Here is a 16,034-nt window from a genome sequence, read left to right on the forward strand (position 1 = left end):
AGAGCAACCCATGGACATTGAGCAGGCCCGAACCTTTCTGGAGATTGTACGTTGCGGCAGCCTGGTTGCCGCCGCCGAGCGCCTGTTCGTGTCGCAGACCGCTATCACCGCCCGTGTGCAACGCCTGGAGCAGCAACTGGGCTGCCAGTTGTTCGTGCGCAGCCGCAACGGCGCCAGCCTGACCAGTGATGGCGAGGCCTTCGTCAGCTACGCCAACCAGCTGGTGCAGACCTGGGAGGCAGCGCGTCGTGACCTGCCGCTGCCCGAAGGCTGCCAGCAGATGCTGCATGTGGGCGCGGAAGTGAGCCTGGGCAATCCGATGCTGCTTGACTGGGTCACTGCCTTGCACCGCGAGCTGCCCAGCCATGCCATCCGCAGCGAGGTAAGCGATGGTGAGTCGTTGCTGCGCAAGGTGGAGATGGGCCTGCTCGACGCCGCACTGGTGTACCAGCCGACCTACGGCCCAGGGTTGCAGGTGGAGCAGTTGATGGAAGAAAAGCTGATCCGCGTGCGCAGGGTCGACCTACCCGAACCCTACATCTACATTGACTGGGGCGAGGCGTTCCGCCGCCAGCATGACGCCGCCCTGCCCGACTGCGCACGTCCGGCACTGAGCTTCAACCTCGGCCCACTGGCCTTGCAGTTCATCCTCGATCAGGGAGGCAGCGGCTACTTCCGTACCCGCGTGGTGCAGGCTTATCTGCAGAACGGCGTGTTCGAGCGGGTGCCGCAGGCGCCGGAATTCACTTACCCGACCTACCTGGTATACCCGCGCAAGCGCGACAGCGAGGCCCTGCAGCAGGCCTTCACCGTGCTGCGCCGGCTGGTGGCAGCCGGCGCCAGCGATTGGTCACAACGCTGGGACCCGGTTCTCTGAGGCACTGCCAGCGGCGCTTAGCAGCTGGCGCTTGAGGCCGGCGATCAGGTCAGTCTGGGTGACGACCCCCACCAGCTGGTCCCCGTCGAGCACCGGCAGGCAATGCAGGCCCTGCTCACACAGCAGCGGCAACAGGCGCTCCAGGGGATGCTGGATGCTGACGCTGATCACCCGCCGGCTCATCACCTGCTCCATGCGCACCGCCTTGCGGCCGAACAGGCCACGCCAGCTGAACGGGCCGCGCTGCATGGCCGGGCCGACCAGGTCGCTGAGGCTGACGATGCCCACCAGCTTGCCCTCCTGCAGGACCGGCAGGGCCTTCAGATGATGGCTGCTGAGCATCTTCCAGGCTTGCTCCAGCGTGGTATCCGGTGAAGCGAACTGCACGTCACGGGACATCACCGCCCCGGCAGTGATGCCGCCGAGGCTGCGCTGCAGGGCGTGCTGTTCGGTGGCCAGGATGATGCGCTCCAGCTCGTCGCGGGTGACGTCGACAAATTCGCCCAACTCCTCCAGCGCCTGATCCAGGTCGGCGCCGTTGATGCCGACGCGCTCGCTGGGCAGCGGGTCATGGGTGTGGTGCAGGTCCTTGCGCGGCACCGTGCCCTTCGGGTAACGCACACCGGTCAGGCGGTTGTAGATCACCGCCACGCTCACCAGAATCAGCACATTGAGCATCACCGGCTCCAGCAGGTGATCCCCCATGGCCGTCAGCCCTGGGTCGGCCAGCACCGCACTCACTGCCACGCCACCGCCCGGCGGGTGCAGACAGCGCAACACGCACATCACCAGAATCGAGAGGCCCAGGGCCGCAGCGGCCACCCACAGTTCGGCGCCCAAGCCCTGACGCATGGCCAGGCCGACCGCACCGGCCAAGGCATAGCTGCCGAGCACTGGCCACGGCTGCGCCAGAGGCCCGGAATGCACGGCAAACACCAGCACCGCCGAGGCAGCCAGCGGGCCGAGCAGGTGCAGGGCAATGCCCGGGCCATAGGCCAGGCTGGTCAGCCAACCGGCGAGCAACAGGCCAAGCAACGCGCCGATACCGGCACGCAACCATTCTTTGGGAGGGGTATTCAGGGGCGCTGGCAACAGCCGCTGAAGAAGACTTACGGAACGCATGGCAGACATTCAAGTAATCGTGATCTGTAGTTTTTCTGATTAAAAACGAGGGGATTGTGCCGGGTGGAGGAAGACAGGGCTAATTCAAAAAAATGCGGCTGTACTGCAATTTTTTTGCAGTGCCGATCTGGGCACTGGGGTCACGAAGCGGCCCTGGCACTACCGAGCCTTGCGCGGCAACTCAATGCTCACCCGCAGCCCGCCCAAGGGGCTTTCCAGCAACGCCAGGCGCCCGCCCCAGGCCTCGACGATATCGCGCACGATCCCGAGTCCCAACCCATGCCCATCGACCTGCTCATCCAGTCGCGAGCCGCGTTCCAGCACCTGCAGGCGCAGGTTTTCGGGAATGCCTGGGCCGTCATCATCGACCCACAACTGATACCCCTCGGCAGTCGCCGCGATCCCCAGCTGCACTTCGCTGTCGGCCCACTTGCAGGCGTTGTCCAACAGGTTGCCGAGCAGCTCCAGCACATCTTCGCGATCCCACGGCAGCAGCAGGCCCGGCGGTACATCGTACTCAAGCAGCAAGCCCTCGCCATGGATCATGCCCAAGGTTGCGAGCAAGCCTGGCAGCTCGGCATCACAATCGAACTGCGCCCCGGGCAAGGCATCGCCCGCCAGGCGTGCCCGGTTCAGCTCGCGGGCCAGGCGCTGCTGAATCTGTTCCAGCTGGTCACGCAACTGCGCCTGTACCTCTGGCAGGTCCTTCAAGCGTTCGCTAGAGGCCAAGCTGAGCAACACCGCCAGCGGCGTCTTCAGCGCATGGCCAAGGTTGCCCAAGGCATTGCGCGAACGGCGCAGGCTGTCTTCGGTGTGGCTGAGCAAGTGGTTGATCTGGTCCACCAGCGGCGTCAGCTCGCTGGGCACCTCGTCATCGAGCTGCGAGCGCTGGCCCTGCTGCAGCTGGACAATCTGCTGGCGCGCACGCTCCAGCGGGCGCAGCGAGCGGGTGACGGTGATGCGCTGCAGCACCAGTACGATCAGCAATGCCACCAGGCCCATGCCCAGGCCAATCTGCTGCAGCCGACGAAAACCCTCGCGCACCGGCGAATAGTCTTGCGCCACGCTGATCGAGATGTCCTGGCCCAGGCGCCGGTAATCGGCGCGCAATGCCAGCAGTTGCTGCCCTTCCGGGCCCAGTTCGTGGCTGTCGGACAGCCCTGGCGCGGCCGGTTTGGGCATGTCCAGGTCCCACAGCGAACGCGAGCGCCAGGTGCCCTGTTCGAAATCGATACGGAAGTAGTAACCCGAGAAGGGCCGCTGGTAGGCCGCGGAAATGCGCCGCTCATCCAGCTGCAGGCCGTTAGGCCCACGCACCAACGCCACCAGCAGGTTCTCGCTTTCCTTGCGCAGGCCGTTTTCCAGATAGCGCTGCAAGCCCGCCTCGAACAGCCACAGGGTCAGCTGCGCCAGCACCACGCCGACCACCACGAGCACCGCGACCAGGCCCAGGCTAAGGCGCGCCTGGATGGACTTCACCCGGTGCTCCCGGCATAGAGGTAACCTTGCCCACGGCGGGTCTCGATGACGCTGCGGCCAAGCTTGCGCCGCAGGTGGTTGACGTGCACTTCCAGCACGTTGGAATCGCGTTCGGTTTCGCCGTCGTACAGGTGCTCGGCCAGGTGGCTCTTGGACAGGATCTGCTGCGGGTGCAGCATGAAGTAGCGCAACAGGCGAAATTCTGCGGCAGTGAGCTGGATGTCGACGCCATCGCGGCTCACGCACTGGCGGCTTTCATCCAGGTGCAGACCCGCAGCTTCCAAGGTTGGCCGATTGGCCAGGCCACGTGCGCGGCGCAGCAGCGCCTGGATGCGCAGCTGCAGCTCCTCGGGGTGGAACGGCTTGCTGAGGTAGTCGTCGGCCCCGGCCTTCAGGCCTTCGATACGCTCTGCCCACGACCCGCGCGCCGTGAGGATCAGCACCGGCGTAGCCAGGCCGCCAGCACGCCACTGCGCCAGCACCTCTAGCCCCGGCAAGCCCGGCAGGCCGAGGTCGAGGATGATCAAGTCGTAGGGTTCACTCTGCCCCTGGTACACCGCATCGCGGCCATCGGCCAGCCAGTCCACGGCGTAACCCTGACGCTGCAGGCTGGTGGTCAGTTCGTCGGCCAGGGGCACGTTGTCTTCGACAAGCAGCAGGCGCATGTCAGTCGTCTTCCTCGTCTTTGAGCAGAGCACCGCTGCTGGCATCGAGCTTGATCTCACGCACCACGCCTTCCTGGGTCAGCAGTTCGACTTCGTATTCGTAGCGGCCGTCGTCTTCTTCCAGCTCGGCCTCCAACAGGCGCGCCCCGGGGTAACGCCCCAGGGCGGTTGCCAGCAACTGCTCGAGCGGCAGGATGACGCCCTTCTGGCGCAGTTTCAGGGCTTCATCCTGATCCAGGTCCCGAGCAACGGCCAAAGAGCACACGGCCAGCAACGACAGCGCCAGGTATCGCGCCGGCCGGGGTAAGTGGATCATCAGCTGTCCCGCTCGTCCTTCAGCACTTCACCGGTCTTGGCATCCAGGTCGACATCCCACTCGACGTTCTGCGTGTCGCGCAGTTCGACCTTGTAGATGTAGCGGCCGTATTCGTTTTCCAGTTCCGAATCTTTGACAGTGGCACCTGGGTGCTTGGCCACGGCGGCGGCCTTGAGTTCGTCCAGCGACTTGATGGTCTTGGCATTGACCAGTTTGACCACTTCGTCAGGCTGGACGTCCTTGGCGAAGGCGGCATTGGCACCCAGGGCAAGGGCAGCGGCGGTGAACAGGGCAGTCAAGGTTTTCATGGTGGCTCTCCTGAGCGACGTTCAAGTTGTCTACGGGGTTAAGACTAACCAGCGGTCCTTAATTCAACCTGAAAACAGCTGGCGTCATGATAGCGCAGCTGTCGCGGGATCAAGACCCTATAATGACCGCCTTGTTACCTGCGAGATCCGTCATGAGCGCCATTCACATCAAATTCCCTGCTCTCACTTTCAAAGCTGGCCAACGCGCGCTGCAGCGAATTCGCGAAGGTGGCCTGCAGGCAGCGGATGTGGGTGTAGTGCCAGGTGCGGCAGGCGGGCCCAAACCCCTGGGCATCCAGGGACTGGACTTGGCACTGTTCGGTGAATGGCTGCCTTCGGCACCGCGACAACGCGCACTGATCGGCGCCTCGATCGGCTCCTGGCGCTTCGCCAGTGCCTGCCTCGACGACCCGGTCGCCGGCATCCGCCGCCTGGGCGAGCTGTACACCGAGCAGGACTTTGCCAAGGGCGTTACCCCCGCCGAAATCAGCCGCAGCTGCCAGCGCATGCTCGACGATCTGCTGCAGGGCCGCGACGGCCAGATTCTCGCCAACCCGCACTATCGCCTGAACATTCTGGTGGTAAAAAGCCACGGCCAGCTCGCGCACGACCACCGCGGCCGCCTGGGCATGGGCCTGGGCTCGGTGATCGCCAGCAACCTGCTGGGGCGCTCGCGCCTGGCCCGGCACTTTGAACGGATCATCCTGCATGATGAGCGCAGCGCGCCGCCGCTCGATGCCCTCACCGACTTCCCTTCACGCTGCCTGCCGCTGGACCTGGCCAACCTGCGCCAGGCCCTGCTGGCCTCGGGCTCGATCCCGATGGTGATGGAAGGAGTGCGTGATATTCCCGGTGCAGGCGCCGGCACCTACCGCGACGGCGGCCTGCTCGACTACCACCTCGACCTGCCCTACCGCGGTGACGACCTGGTTCTGTACCCGCACTTTATCGACAAGGTGGTGCCCGGCTGGTTCGACAAGGCGCTGCCCTGGCGCAAGGGCGATGCCACGCGCCTGCAAAACGTGTTGCTGATGACCCCTTCGCCGCAGTATCTGGCCGCCCTACCCTTCGGCAAGTTGCCCGACCGCAACGACTTCAAGCGCTTCATGGGCGATGCCCCTAGCCGCAAGCGTTACTGGTACAAGGCGATCGCCGAAAGCCAGCGGCTGGGGGACGAGTTGCTGGAGCTGATCGCCACCGGGCGGTTGCACGAACGGCTGCAAGCCTTGTAGCGGCCTTGCTGGTAGACTGCGCGCATTATTGATTCACACAGAGTTATGACCGCGTGGAAATTTTCAAAGAGTTCACATTCGAATCGGCCCACCGCCTGCCCCACGTCCCGGAAGGCCACAAATGTGGCCGACTGCACGGCCATTCGTTCAAGGTCGGCCTGCACCTGACCGGCCCGCTCGACCCGCATACTGGCTGGATTCGTGACTTCGCCGAGGTCAAGGCGATCTTCAAGCCGATCTACGATCAGCTCGACCACAACTACCTGAACGATATTCCCGGCCTGGAGAACCCGACCAGCGAAGTGATCGCCAAGTGGATCTGGGAGCAGGTCAAGCCACTGATGCCGGAACTGTCAAAGGTGCGTATCCACGAGACCTGCACCAGCGGTTGCGAATACACCGGCGACTGAGACATTGCGCCACTCAGGGCGCGGCACATCCTGTGCGAACGATCTTCAAGGCCAGGCACCCGTGCTGCCCCTGCTCTTCGCTCAGGTATGGGAAGTCATCCTCGACCAGGCGTTTCACAATCTTGCCATGAAGGCTTACCAACCGCAGGTTGGCAATGAACGCCCCTACTTTGACCTTGGCCATATCCAACCCCTCCAGGCGCCAGAGCATGGAGGCGGCCGCCAGCGGATCATGGCCAGCCGGTTCGCTGGCTGAATAGAGCGCCAGATAGCCGTTGCGACTGACATCAAGCCGATGATTGCGCCGCTGCCAGTGGGGGTGATTCTGCTCGTCCTGCGCCGCGCGAATCTCGAAATCCCACTCGCCATCGGTTTCGTAGCCACCGAACCAGAACAACGTGCGAAATTTCCGCCGCGCAATCACATGTTCGGCCGCCCAATGGTTGGTGTAGTTATCTTCATCTGCATGCAGCCAGCCACCACTGGTAAAGGGCGAGTCCCCATTACCGGTATCACCCACGGCGCTGACATTTCCTGGGGCGTCATCGGGCTGCCAGTACAATTTGGCAACAAAGCTTTTGGCGGGTTGGAATTCATAGCTACTCATGGGTCTGGCTCTCCTGTCCGGTTGTCGGGCAAGTGAACCTTACGTAGCCTCAACTACGTCGAGCAGTTGGAATGCGCTCCAGGCCAAGGGCCTCGTTGAGGAAGGACGGAGCGATATAGCGCTGGTAATGCGCCTCGGACAGCAAGAAGAACTCGCGATCGATGGCATCGCGCAGTTGCGGCAGTTCCCAGTCGCGGAACTCTGGTAGCAACACCATGCCGTAGGCCTCCAGATCACGGATCATCCGCGCCCCACGAGCGATCAGCTGATAGGCCCAGCAATATTCCGACTGCTGCTCGACGAAGCGTATCGAGCGCTGCTGCAGCTGCTGACGCAGCAGGCTTTTGTCGAACACTTCCAGCTTGGCCATCATCACCTGTACCAGCAGTTGCTCAAGGCGCAGCCAGACAGCGCGCTTCTGCTCGTCGTCGTAGCCGTTCCAGTTGATCACTTCATGGTGGAAACGCTTGCAGCCACGGCACACCGTGTCTCCGTAGACAGTGGAGCAAAGGCCGACGCAAGGGGTTTTGATGGACTGGTTGGACATTGAAAACAACGGCTTGGCGGTGGAATACGGGGCCATGTTAGCCCTTTGTCTAACCAGGGTCACCCGTTAAAGTCATGATCGGCGCCTTACCTTCAGGCATTTTTTGCCGTAGAATCATCCCGCCTTTTCAAGGCAACAATGTCCGTTGGAAGCTGTTTTCAAAGCGTCACGAGCACAGTTCATCCGGTAGAACGGCGTTGGCCCGGGCCATGCTCCCCTCGCATGCCCGCGCCAGCCCTCATCAGCTCCCGTTCTGCAGGCGTAAAACTTTGAAAGCAGCTTCTGTAAGGATTCTCTGCGACCCTGGCTGGGCGGCCCACAAAGCCGTGGCAGCGCATGGGTGCATTGAATGCTGGATGAGCGTCCCGGACCCCCTTTAGGGACCACTGATGAGGGAAATAACTGTGCTTGAAGCCTACCGCAAACACATCGAAGAGCGTGCCGCCCTGGGTATCGTGCCCCAGCCGCTGAACGCCGAACAAACTGCAGGCCTGGTCGAGCTGCTGAAAAACCCGCCGGCCGGCGAAGAAGCCTTCCTCGTAGACCTGATCACCAACCGCGTTCCGCCAGGGGTCGACGAAGCTGCCTACGTCAAGGCCGCTTTCCTCTCCGCCGTCGCCAAGGGCGAAGCCCAGTCGCCACTGATCGACCGCAAGCACGCTGCTGAACTGCTGGGCACCATGCAGGGCGGCTACAACATCGAGACGCTGGTTGCGCTGCTCGACGACGCCGAACTGGGCGCCGTCGCGGCCGAACAGCTCAAGCACACCCTGCTGATGTTCGATGCCTTCCACGACGTGGCCGAAAAAGCCAAGGCCGGCAACGCTCACGCCAAGGCCGTGCTGGACTCCTGGGCCGCCGGCGAGTGGTTCACCTCGCGTCCGGCCATCGCCGACAAGTACACCCTGACCGTGTTCAAGGTGCCTGGCGAAACCAACACCGACGACCTGTCGCCTGCTCCGGACGCCTGGTCGCGCCCTGACATCCCGCTGCACGCCCTGGCCATGCTGAAAATGGCCCGTGACGGCATCGAGCCGTCGCAGCCAGGCTCGGTCGGCCCACTGGCACAGATCGAAGCGGTCAAGGCCAAGGGCTTCCCGGTGGCCTACGTCGGTGACGTGGTCGGTACCGGCTCCTCGCGCAAATCCGCCACCAACTCGGTGCTGTGGTTCTTCGGCGACGACATCCCGTACGTGCCGAACAAGCGCGCCGGTGGCTTCTGCTTCGGCACCAAGATCGCCCCGATCTTCTACAACACCATGGAAGACGCCGGCGCCCTGCCGATCGAATTCGACTGCACCAACCTGGCCATGGGCGACGTCATCGACGTGTACCCGTTCAAAGGTGAAGTGCGCCGTCACGGCAGCGACGAACTGGTTACCGAGTTCGCCCTGAAAACCGAAGTGCTGCTGGATGAAGTCCGCGCTGGCGGCCGTATCCCGCTGATCGTCGGCCGTGGTCTGACCGAAAAAGCCCGTGCCGAACTGGGCCTGGGTGCTTCCGACCTGTTCAAGAAGCCAGAGCAGCCTGCCGACACCGGCAAAGGCTTCACCCTGGCCCAGAAAATGGTCGGCCGTGCCTGCGGCCTGCCAGAAGGCCAGGGCGTACGCCCGGGTGCCTACTGCGAGCCGAAGATGACCACTGTCGGTTCCCAGGACACCACTGGCCCGATGACCCGCGACGAGCTGAAAGACCTGGCGTGCCTGGGCTTCTCCGCTGACCTGGTGATGCAGTCGTTCTGCCACACCGCGGCCTATCCGAAGCCGATCGACGTCAATACCCACCACACCCTGCCAGACTTCATCCGCACCCGTGGCGGCGTGTCGCTGCGCCCAGGCGATGGCATCATCCACAGCTGGCTGAACCGCATGCTGATGCCTGACACCGTGGGTACCGGTGGTGACTCGCACACCCGCTTCCCGATCGGCATCTCGTTCCCGGCCGGTTCCGGCCTGGTGGCCTTCGCCGCCGCCACCGGCGTCATGCCGCTGGACATGCCAGAATCGATCCTGGTGCGCTTCAAGGGCAAACTGCAACCTGGCATCACCCTGCGTGACCTGGTACATGCCATCCCTTACTACGCCATCCAGAAGGGCCTGCTGACCGTCGAGAAGAAAGGCAAGAAAAACGCCTTCTCCGGCCGCATCCTGGAAATCGAAGGCCTGGACGACCTGACCGTCGAGCAAGCCTTCGAGCTGTCCGACGCCTCGGCCGAGCGTTCCGCTGCCGGCTGCACCATCAAGCTGCCGGAAAAGGCCATCGCCGAGTACCTGCAGTCCAACATCACCCTGCTGCGCTGGATGATCGGCGAAGGCTACGGCGATGCCCGCACCCTGGAGCGTCGCGCCCAGGCCATGGAAGCCTGGCTGGCCAAGCCTGAGCTGCTGTCGGCCGACGCCGACGCCGAATACGCTGAAATCATCGAAATCGACCTGGCCGACGTCAAAGAGCCTGTGCTCTGCGCGCCAAACGACCCGGACGATGCCCGCCTGCTGTCCTCGGTACAGGGCGAGAAGATCGACGAAGTGTTCATCGGTTCGTGCATGACCAACATCGGTCACTTCCGCGCTGCCGGCAAGCTGCTGGACAAGGTCAAAGGCGGTATCCCGACCCGTCTGTGGCTGGCCCCGCCGACCAAGATGGACGCCCACCAGCTGACCGAAGAAGGCTACTACGGCATCTACGGCAAGGCCGGTGCGCGCATGGAAATGCCAGGCTGCTCGCTGTGCATGGGTAACCAGGCACGTGTGCAGACCGGTTCGACCGTGGTTTCCACTTCGACCCGTAACTTCCCGAACCGTCTGGGCGACGCCACCAACGTGTACCTGGCCTCGGCCGAGCTGGCTGCGGTCGCTTCGATCATCGGCAAGCTGCCGACCGTCGAAGAGTACATGCAGTACGCCAAGGACATCGACAGCATGGCTGCCGACGTCTACCGCTACCTGAGCTTCGACCAGATCGCCGAGTTCCGTGAAGCGGCTGCCAACGCCAAGATCCCGGTGGTTCAGGCGTAATCAGCAGTAAGCAGCAATAAAAAACCCGGCAGAAATGCCGGGTTTTTTTATGAGCCTGCGCCGACCTCAGATTACGAACAAATCCACAAACCGGTGCACCGCCATTGCCTCCAGCTGTTGCTGGTCTTTGCACAATACGAAAATTTCTTCACACCGCTGCCGCACAAAGCGCGTCGCCAGGTTGCCCCTGAACTTGGCCTCCAGCAACGGTATCCCCTCCTCCCGCCGCCGCCGATGCCCGATCGGATACTCCACCAGCACCTGCTCGGTACTGCTGCCATCCTTGAAAAACACCTGCACGGCATTGGCAATCGAACGCTTGTCCGCCTCCAGGTACTCGCGGCTGAAGCGCGGATCTTCAACCACCTCCATCTTCTCGCGCAGGCGGTCGATGCTCGGATGGTGGGCATGGAAAGCATCTTCATAATGCTCGGCCACCAGGTGCCCGAAGATCAGCGGCACCGCCACCATGTACTGCAGGCAGTGGTCACGGTCGGCGGCGTTGGCCAGCGGGCCGCTCTTGGAAATGATGCGGATCGCCGACTCCTGGGTGGTAATGACGATGCGGTCGATTTCATGCAGGCGGTTACGTACCAGCGGGTGCAGGCTTACCGCGGCCTCGCAGGCAGTCTGGGCGTGGAATTCGGCCGGGAAGCTGACCTTGAACAGCACATTTTCCATCACGTAACTGCCCAAGGGTTGCGGCAGGCGCAGCTCATACTGACCGGCTGGCTTCACCGCCAGGTCCCTGTTGGTGTGGCTGAACGAGACGTCATGGAACCCCCACTGTGCTGCCGTCAGCACGCCTGGCACACCCATTTCGCCCCGCAGCGCGATGTCGGCCAGACGCACGCCACGGCTGGAAGCATCGCCGGCTGCCCAGGATTTGCGAGAGCCGGCGTTGGGCGCATGTCGATAGGTACGCAGTGCCTGGCCATCGACGAAGGCATGGGACAAGGCTGAAAGCATCTGCTCGCGTTTGGCACCCATCAGCCGGGCACACACAGCGGTCGAGGCCACCTTGACCAGTATCACGTGATCGAGACCAACGCGATTGAAGGCGTTTTCCAGGGCCAGCACACCCTGGATCTCGTGGGCCATGATCATGGCTTCGAGCACGTCACGCATCAGCAGCGGCGCTTCGCCGCTGGCCACGCGCTTCTGTGACAGGTGATCGGCAACCGCCAGGATGCCACCCAGGTTGTCCGAGGGGTGCGCCCATTCAGCGGCCAGCCAAGTGTCGTTATAGTCCAGCCAACGCACGGTGCAGCCGATATCCCAGGCGGCCTTGACCGGGTCGAGGCGGTAGGCGGTACCGGGAACGCGGGCGCCATTGGGCACCACGGTGCCATCCACCAGCGGGCCGAGGAGTTTGGTGCATTCAGGAAAGCGCAGGGCCAGCAGGCCGCAGCCCAGGGTGTCCATCAGGCAGTTGCGTGCGGTGTCCAGGGCCTCGGGGGATTCGACCCGGTAGCCGAGCGCATAGTCGGCGAGGGTTTGCAGCACCCGGTCGTAGTCCGGGCGGTCGTTCAGGTCCACGTTAGCGCTCATAGCCAGCTCCCTTCAGAATTGCTGGGGCTGCCATGCAGCCCCAGCGAACTAAAGCCGAGCGTCGGTGGTGCGTTAGAAGCTATCGCCAGGCACGCGAACCCAGCCCTCCATCAGCACGCGAGCACTGCGGCTCATGATTGCCTTGGTCACCGTCCACTGGCCATCCACCTGGCGCGCCTCGGCCCCGACCCGCAAGGTGCCGGACGGATGGCCGAAGCGCACGGCACTGCGCTCGCCCCCGCCAGCGGCGAGGTTGACCAGCGTGCCAGGGATGGCTGCAGCGGTGCCGATGGCCACGGCTGCGGTGCCCATCATCGCGTGGTGCAGCTTGCCCATGGACAGCGCACGCACCAGCAGGTCGATGTCACCGGCCGCAACCGCCTTGCCACTGGACGCAGTGTAGGTGCTCGGCGGCGCAACGAAAGCCACCTTCGGCGTGTGCTGACGCCCGGCAGCCTGGTCGACATGCTCAATCAGCCCCATGCGCACGGCGCCGTAGGCACGGATGGTCTCGAAGCGCTGCAACGCCTGCGAGTCGCCGTTGATCGCGTCCTGCAATTCAGTGCCGGTGTAACCGATGTCGGCAGCATTGACGAACACGGTCGGGATACCGGCGTTGATCAGGGTCGCCTTGAAGGTGCCGATCCCCGGCACTTCCAGGTCGTCCACCAGATTGCCAGTGGGGAACATCGCCCCGCCGCCACCCTCCTCGTCGGCGGCCGGATCAAGGAACTCGAGCTGCACCTCCGCGGCCGGGAAGGTCACGCCGTCGAGTTCGAAATCACCGGTTTCCTGCACTTCACCTTCGGTGATGGGCACATGGGCAACGATGGTCTTGCCGATGTTGGCCTGCCAGATGCGCACGGTGGCGATGCCATTGCGCGGAATGCGCGTCGGCTCGACCAGGCCGTTGCTGACGGCGAACGAGCCGACTGCGGCAGAGAGGTTGCCGCAGTTGCCGCTCCAGTCGACGAAGGCCTTGTCGATGGCGACCTGACCAAACAGATAGTCGACATCGTGCCCAGGCTTGATGCTCTTCGACAGGATGACCGTTTTGCTGGTGCTCGAAGTGGCGCCGCCCATGCCGTCGATCTGCTTGGCGTAAGGGTCGGGGCTGCCGATTACCCGCAACAGCAAGGCATCGCGCGCCGCGCCTGGGACCTGGGCCGTTTCCGGCAGGTCCTGCAGGCGGAAGAACACGCCCTTGCTGGTGCCACCGCGGATGTAGGTGGCGGGAATTTTCACTTGGGGTACATGTGCCATGTTCAAGTCCTGTTCAAGCGGTCGCTTCGAGGAAGTCCTGGGCAAAGCGTTGCAGCACCCCACCCGCCTCATAGATCGACACTTCTTCGGCAGTGTCCAGGCGGCAGGTCACCGGCACTTCGACACGCTCGCCATTGCGCCGCGTGACTACCAGGGTCAGCGTCGCCCGCGGTTTGCGCTCACCAAGCACGTCATAGGTCTCGCTGCCGTCCAGGCCCAGGGTCTTGCGGTCGGTGCCCGGCTTGAATTCCAGCGGCAACACGCCCATGCCCACCAGGTTGGTGCGGTGAATACGCTCGAAGCCCTCGGCGACGATCGCTTCGACACCGGCCAGGCGTACGCCCTTGGCTGCCCAGTCGCGGGACGAACCCTGGCCATAGTCGCCACCGGCGACGATGATCAGCGGCTGCTTGCGCTCCATGTAGGTCTCGATGGCCTCCCACATGCGGGTCACCTTGCCTTCCGGCTCGATGCGCGCCAGCGAACCCTGCATCACGCTGCCGTCATCCTTGCGCACCATTTCGTTGAACAGCTTGGGGTTGGCGAAGGTGGCGCGCTGGGCGGTCAGGTGGTCGCCACGGTGGGTGGCGTAGGAGTTGAAATCCTCTTCCGGCAGGCCCATTTTCGCCAGGTATTCACCCGCAGCGCTGTCGAGCAGGATGGCGTTGGACGGCGACAGGTGGTCGGTGGTGATGTTGTCCGGCAGCACCGCCAACGGGCGCATGCCGCGCAGGGTGCGCTCGCCGGCCAGGGCGCCTTCCCAGTAAGGCGGGCGGCGGATATAGGTGCTCATCGGGCGCCAGTCGTACAGCGGCGCGACTTTCGGCCCGCGGTCTTCCTCGATGGCGAACATCGGGATATAGACCTTGCGGAACTGCTCCGGTTTGACCGCCGCACGCACCACCGCGTCGATTTCTTCGTCGCTCGGCCAGATGTCCTTCAGGCGGATTTCCTTGCCGTCGACCACGCCCAGCACGTCCTTTTCGATGTCGAAGCGGATGGTGCCGGCAATCGCATAGGCCACCACCAGTGGCGGCGAAGCCAGGAAGGCCTGCTTGGCGTAAGGGTGGATACGCCCGTCGAAGTTGCGGTTGCCCGAGAGCACGGCGGTGGCGTACAGGTCGCGGTCGATGATTTCCTGCTGGATCACCGGGTCCAGTGCACCGGACATGCCGTTGCAAGTGGTGCAGGCGAAGGCGACGATGCCGAAGCCCAGCTGCTCCAGTTCCTTTTCCAGGCCCGCCTCTTCCAGGTACAGCTGCACGGCCTTGGAGCCTGGCGCCAGCGACGACTTGACCCACGGTTTGCGGTTGAGGCCGAGCTTGTTGGCGTTGCGCGCCAGGAGGCCTGCGGCGATGACGTTGCGCGGGTTGCTGGTGTTGGTGCAGCTGGTGATGGCGGCGATGATCACCGCGCCGTCGGGCATCTGCCCCGGCACTTCTTCCCAGGCGCCGGCGATGCCCTTGGCCGCCAGGTCGCTGGTAGCAACGCGGGCGTGCGGGTTGGACGGGCCGGCCATGTTGCGCACTACGCTCGACAGGTCGAAGCTCAGGGTACGCTCGTATTCAGCCTTGGCCAGGCTGTCGGCCCACAGGCCGGCGACCTTGGCGTAGGTCTCGACCAACTGCACCTGCTGGTCGTCGCGGCCGGTCAGCTTGAGGTAGTCGATGGTCTGCTGGTCGATGGCGAACATCGCGGCAGTGGCGCCGTATTCCGGAGCCATGTTTGAGATGGTGGCGCGGTCGCCAAGCGTCAGGGCGCGGGCGCCTTCGCCATGGAACTCAAGGTAGGCGCCGACCACTTTCTGTTTGCGCAGGAATTCGGTGAGGGCCAGCACCAGGTCGGTAGCGGTGATGTTCGGCGCCAGCTTGCCGGTCAGTTCGACGCCGACAATTTCCGGCAGGCGCATCCATGAGGCACGGCCAAGCATGACGTTCTCGGCTTCCAGGCCGCCGACACCAATGGCGATCACGCCCAGGGCGTCGACATGCGGGGTGTGGCTGTCGGTGCCGACGCAGGTGTCCGGGTAGGCCACGCCGCGGTCGCTGTGGATGACCGGCGACATTTTCTCCAAGTTGATCTGGTGCATGATGCCGTTGCCGGGCTGGATCACGTCGACGTTCTTGAACGCCTTCTTGGTCCAGTTGATGAAATGGAAGCGGTCTTCGTTACGGCGGTCCTCGATGGCGCGGTTCTTCTCGAACGCCTGCGGGTCGAAACCACCACACTCCACGGCCAGGGAGTGGTCGACGATCAGTTGCACCGGCACTACAGGGTTGACCTGGGCCGGGTCGCCGCCTTTATCGGCGATGGCATCGCGCAGGCCGGCGAGGTCGACCAGGGCGGTCTGGCCGAGGATGTCATGGCACACCACGCGGGCCGGGAACCACGGGAAGTCGAGGTCGCGCTTGCGCTCGATCAGCTGGCCCAGTGAGGCGTCGAGGGTAGCCGGAGCACAGCGGCGCACGAGGTTTTCGGCCAGCACGCGGGAGGTGTATGGCAGGCTGTCGTAGGCACCGGGCTTGATGGCCTCGACGGCGGCGCGGGCATCGAAGTAGTCCAGGGGTGTGCCTGGCAGGTTCTTGCGGAATGCAGTGTTCATAGCGTTTTCAGGCTCAGTCACAGGAGTCGGAAGGTTTCACC

Annotated in this window: 14 protein-coding genes; 4 read left to right on the top strand and 10 right to left on the bottom strand. The window is 63.8% G+C overall.

What is annotated here, in order from left to right; all coding sequences use genetic code 11:
• Positions 1-10: 10 nt before the first annotated feature.
• Complete coding sequence (locus APH28_RS05350) at positions 11-877, top strand: LysR family transcriptional regulator (protein WP_060507934.1); 867 nt, start codon at positions 11-13, stop codon at positions 875-877.
• Here the strand turns inward: APH28_RS05350 and APH28_RS05355 are convergent.
• From APH28_RS05355 to APH28_RS05375, 5 genes are all read right to left on the bottom strand, one after another.
• On the bottom strand, positions 851-2,008 hold the full coding sequence (locus APH28_RS05355) for an HPP family protein (RefSeq protein ID WP_060507935.1): 1,158 nt from the start codon (positions 2,006-2,008) through the stop codon (positions 851-853). The two genes, APH28_RS05350 and APH28_RS05355, sit on opposite strands and share 27 nt — an antisense overlap.
• Before the next feature lie 150 nt (positions 2,009-2,158).
• Positions 2,159-3,478 carry a sensor histidine kinase gene (locus tag APH28_RS05360; RefSeq protein WP_060507936.1) on the bottom strand — a complete coding sequence of 440 codons (1,320 nt, stop codon included), beginning with the start codon at positions 3,476-3,478 and terminating at the stop codon, positions 2,159-2,161.
• Positions 3,475-4,143: a response regulator transcription factor gene (locus tag APH28_RS05365; protein WP_060507937.1), complete on the bottom strand. Its 669-nt coding sequence runs from the start codon at positions 4,141-4,143 to the stop codon at positions 3,475-3,477. The genes APH28_RS05360 and APH28_RS05365 overlap by 4 nt, the downstream gene beginning before the upstream one ends.
• Before the next feature lies 1 nt (position 4,144).
• A complete protein-coding gene (locus tag APH28_RS05370) occupies positions 4,145-4,459 on the bottom strand; it encodes a PepSY domain-containing protein (protein WP_060507938.1) in 315 nt (104 codons plus the stop codon).
• Positions 4,459-4,767: a PepSY domain-containing protein gene (locus tag APH28_RS05375; RefSeq protein ID WP_060507939.1), complete on the bottom strand. Its 309-nt coding sequence runs from the start codon at positions 4,765-4,767 to the stop codon at positions 4,459-4,461. The genes APH28_RS05370 and APH28_RS05375 overlap by 1 nt, the downstream gene beginning before the upstream one ends.
• A 152-nt stretch (positions 4,768-4,919) precedes the next feature.
• On the opposite strand from APH28_RS05375, the gene APH28_RS05380 reads away from it, so the two are divergent.
• On the top strand, positions 4,920-5,999 hold the full coding sequence (locus APH28_RS05380) for a patatin-like phospholipase family protein (protein ID WP_060507940.1): 1,080 nt from the start codon (positions 4,920-4,922) through the stop codon (positions 5,997-5,999).
• Between the two features lie 53 nt (positions 6,000-6,052).
• Positions 6,053-6,409, top strand: coding sequence for a 6-carboxytetrahydropterin synthase QueD (gene queD / locus APH28_RS05385; protein WP_019097597.1), 357 nt, complete (start codon positions 6,053-6,055; stop codon positions 6,407-6,409).
• Between the two features lie 13 nt (positions 6,410-6,422).
• On the opposite strand, the gene APH28_RS05390 is transcribed toward queD, so the two are convergent.
• Positions 6,423-7,016: a hypothetical protein gene (locus APH28_RS05390; protein ID WP_060507941.1), complete on the bottom strand. Its 594-nt coding sequence runs from the start codon at positions 7,014-7,016 to the stop codon at positions 6,423-6,425.
• A 49-nt stretch (positions 7,017-7,065) separates the two neighbouring features.
• Positions 7,066-7,563 carry a DUF1289 domain-containing protein gene (locus tag APH28_RS05395; RefSeq protein ID WP_156340867.1) on the bottom strand — a complete coding sequence of 166 codons (498 nt, stop codon included), beginning with the start codon at positions 7,561-7,563 and terminating at the stop codon, positions 7,066-7,068.
• 404 nt (positions 7,564-7,967) lie between these two features.
• Between APH28_RS05395 and acnB the strand changes: the two genes are divergently transcribed.
• The gene (gene acnB / locus APH28_RS05400) at positions 7,968-10,577 is read left to right on the top strand and encodes a bifunctional aconitate hydratase 2/2-methylisocitrate dehydratase (protein WP_060507943.1); all 2,610 of its coding nucleotides are present in this window, start codon (positions 7,968-7,970) and stop codon (positions 10,575-10,577) included.
• Positions 10,578-10,643: 66 nt separating this feature from the next.
• Here the strand turns inward: acnB and prpD are convergent, their stop codons facing one another.
• The 3 genes from prpD to acnD form a co-directional block, all read right to left on the bottom strand.
• Positions 10,644-12,128: a 2-methylcitrate dehydratase gene (gene prpD, locus APH28_RS05405; protein WP_060507944.1), complete on the bottom strand. Its 1,485-nt coding sequence runs from the start codon at positions 12,126-12,128 to the stop codon at positions 10,644-10,646.
• A 72-nt stretch (positions 12,129-12,200) separates the two neighbouring features.
• Complete coding sequence (prpF, locus tag APH28_RS05410) at positions 12,201-13,391, bottom strand: 2-methylaconitate cis-trans isomerase PrpF (protein ID WP_060507945.1); 1,191 nt, start codon at positions 13,389-13,391, stop codon at positions 12,201-12,203.
• A 13-nt stretch (positions 13,392-13,404) separates the two neighbouring features.
• Positions 13,405-15,993, bottom strand: a complete 2,589-nt coding sequence (gene acnD / locus APH28_RS05415; RefSeq protein ID WP_060507946.1) for a Fe/S-dependent 2-methylisocitrate dehydratase AcnD — start codon at positions 15,991-15,993, stop codon at positions 13,405-13,407.
• Between the last annotated feature and the right edge of the window lie 41 nt (positions 15,994-16,034).

The sequence above is a fragment of the Pseudomonas sp. NBRC 111124 genome (genome assembly GCF_001320245.1).
Lineage (GTDB): Bacteria > Pseudomonadota > Gammaproteobacteria > Pseudomonadales > Pseudomonadaceae > Aquipseudomonas.

What these genes read in the sequence shown, in the direction of transcription:
- prpF (WP_060507945.1), bottom strand. Translation starts at nt 13,391, where the DNA reads ATGGCACATGTACCCCAAGTGAAAATTCCCGCCACCTACATCCGCGGT.
- APH28_RS05395 (WP_156340867.1), bottom strand. Translation starts at nt 7,563, where the DNA reads ATGTCCAACCAGTCCATCAAAACCCCTTGCGTCGGCCTTTGCTCCACT.
- APH28_RS05375 (WP_060507939.1), bottom strand. Translation starts at nt 4,767, where the DNA reads ATGAAAACCTTGACTGCCCTGTTCACCGCCGCTGCCCTTGCCCTGGGT.
- acnD (WP_060507946.1), bottom strand. Translation starts at nt 15,993, where the DNA reads ATGAACACTGCATTCCGCAAGAACCTGCCAGGCACACCCCTGGACTAC.
- APH28_RS05365 (WP_060507937.1), bottom strand. Translation starts at nt 4,143, where the DNA reads ATGCGCCTGCTGCTTGTCGAAGACAACGTGCCCCTGGCCGACGAACTG.
- prpD (WP_060507944.1), bottom strand. Translation starts at nt 12,128, where the DNA reads ATGAGCGCTAACGTGGACCTGAACGACCGCCCGGACTACGACCGGGTG.
- APH28_RS05350 (WP_060507934.1), top strand. Translation starts at nt 11, where the DNA reads ATGGACATTGAGCAGGCCCGAACCTTTCTGGAGATTGTACGTTGCGGC.
- APH28_RS05355 (WP_060507935.1), bottom strand. Translation starts at nt 2,008, where the DNA reads ATGTCTGCCATGCGTTCCGTAAGTCTTCTTCAGCGGCTGTTGCCAGCG.
- APH28_RS05390 (WP_060507941.1), bottom strand. Translation starts at nt 7,016, where the DNA reads ATGAGTAGCTATGAATTCCAACCCGCCAAAAGCTTTGTTGCCAAATTG.
- APH28_RS05370 (WP_060507938.1), bottom strand. Translation starts at nt 4,459, where the DNA reads ATGATCCACTTACCCCGGCCGGCGCGATACCTGGCGCTGTCGTTGCTG.
- APH28_RS05380 (WP_060507940.1), top strand. Translation starts at nt 4,920, where the DNA reads ATGAGCGCCATTCACATCAAATTCCCTGCTCTCACTTTCAAAGCTGGC.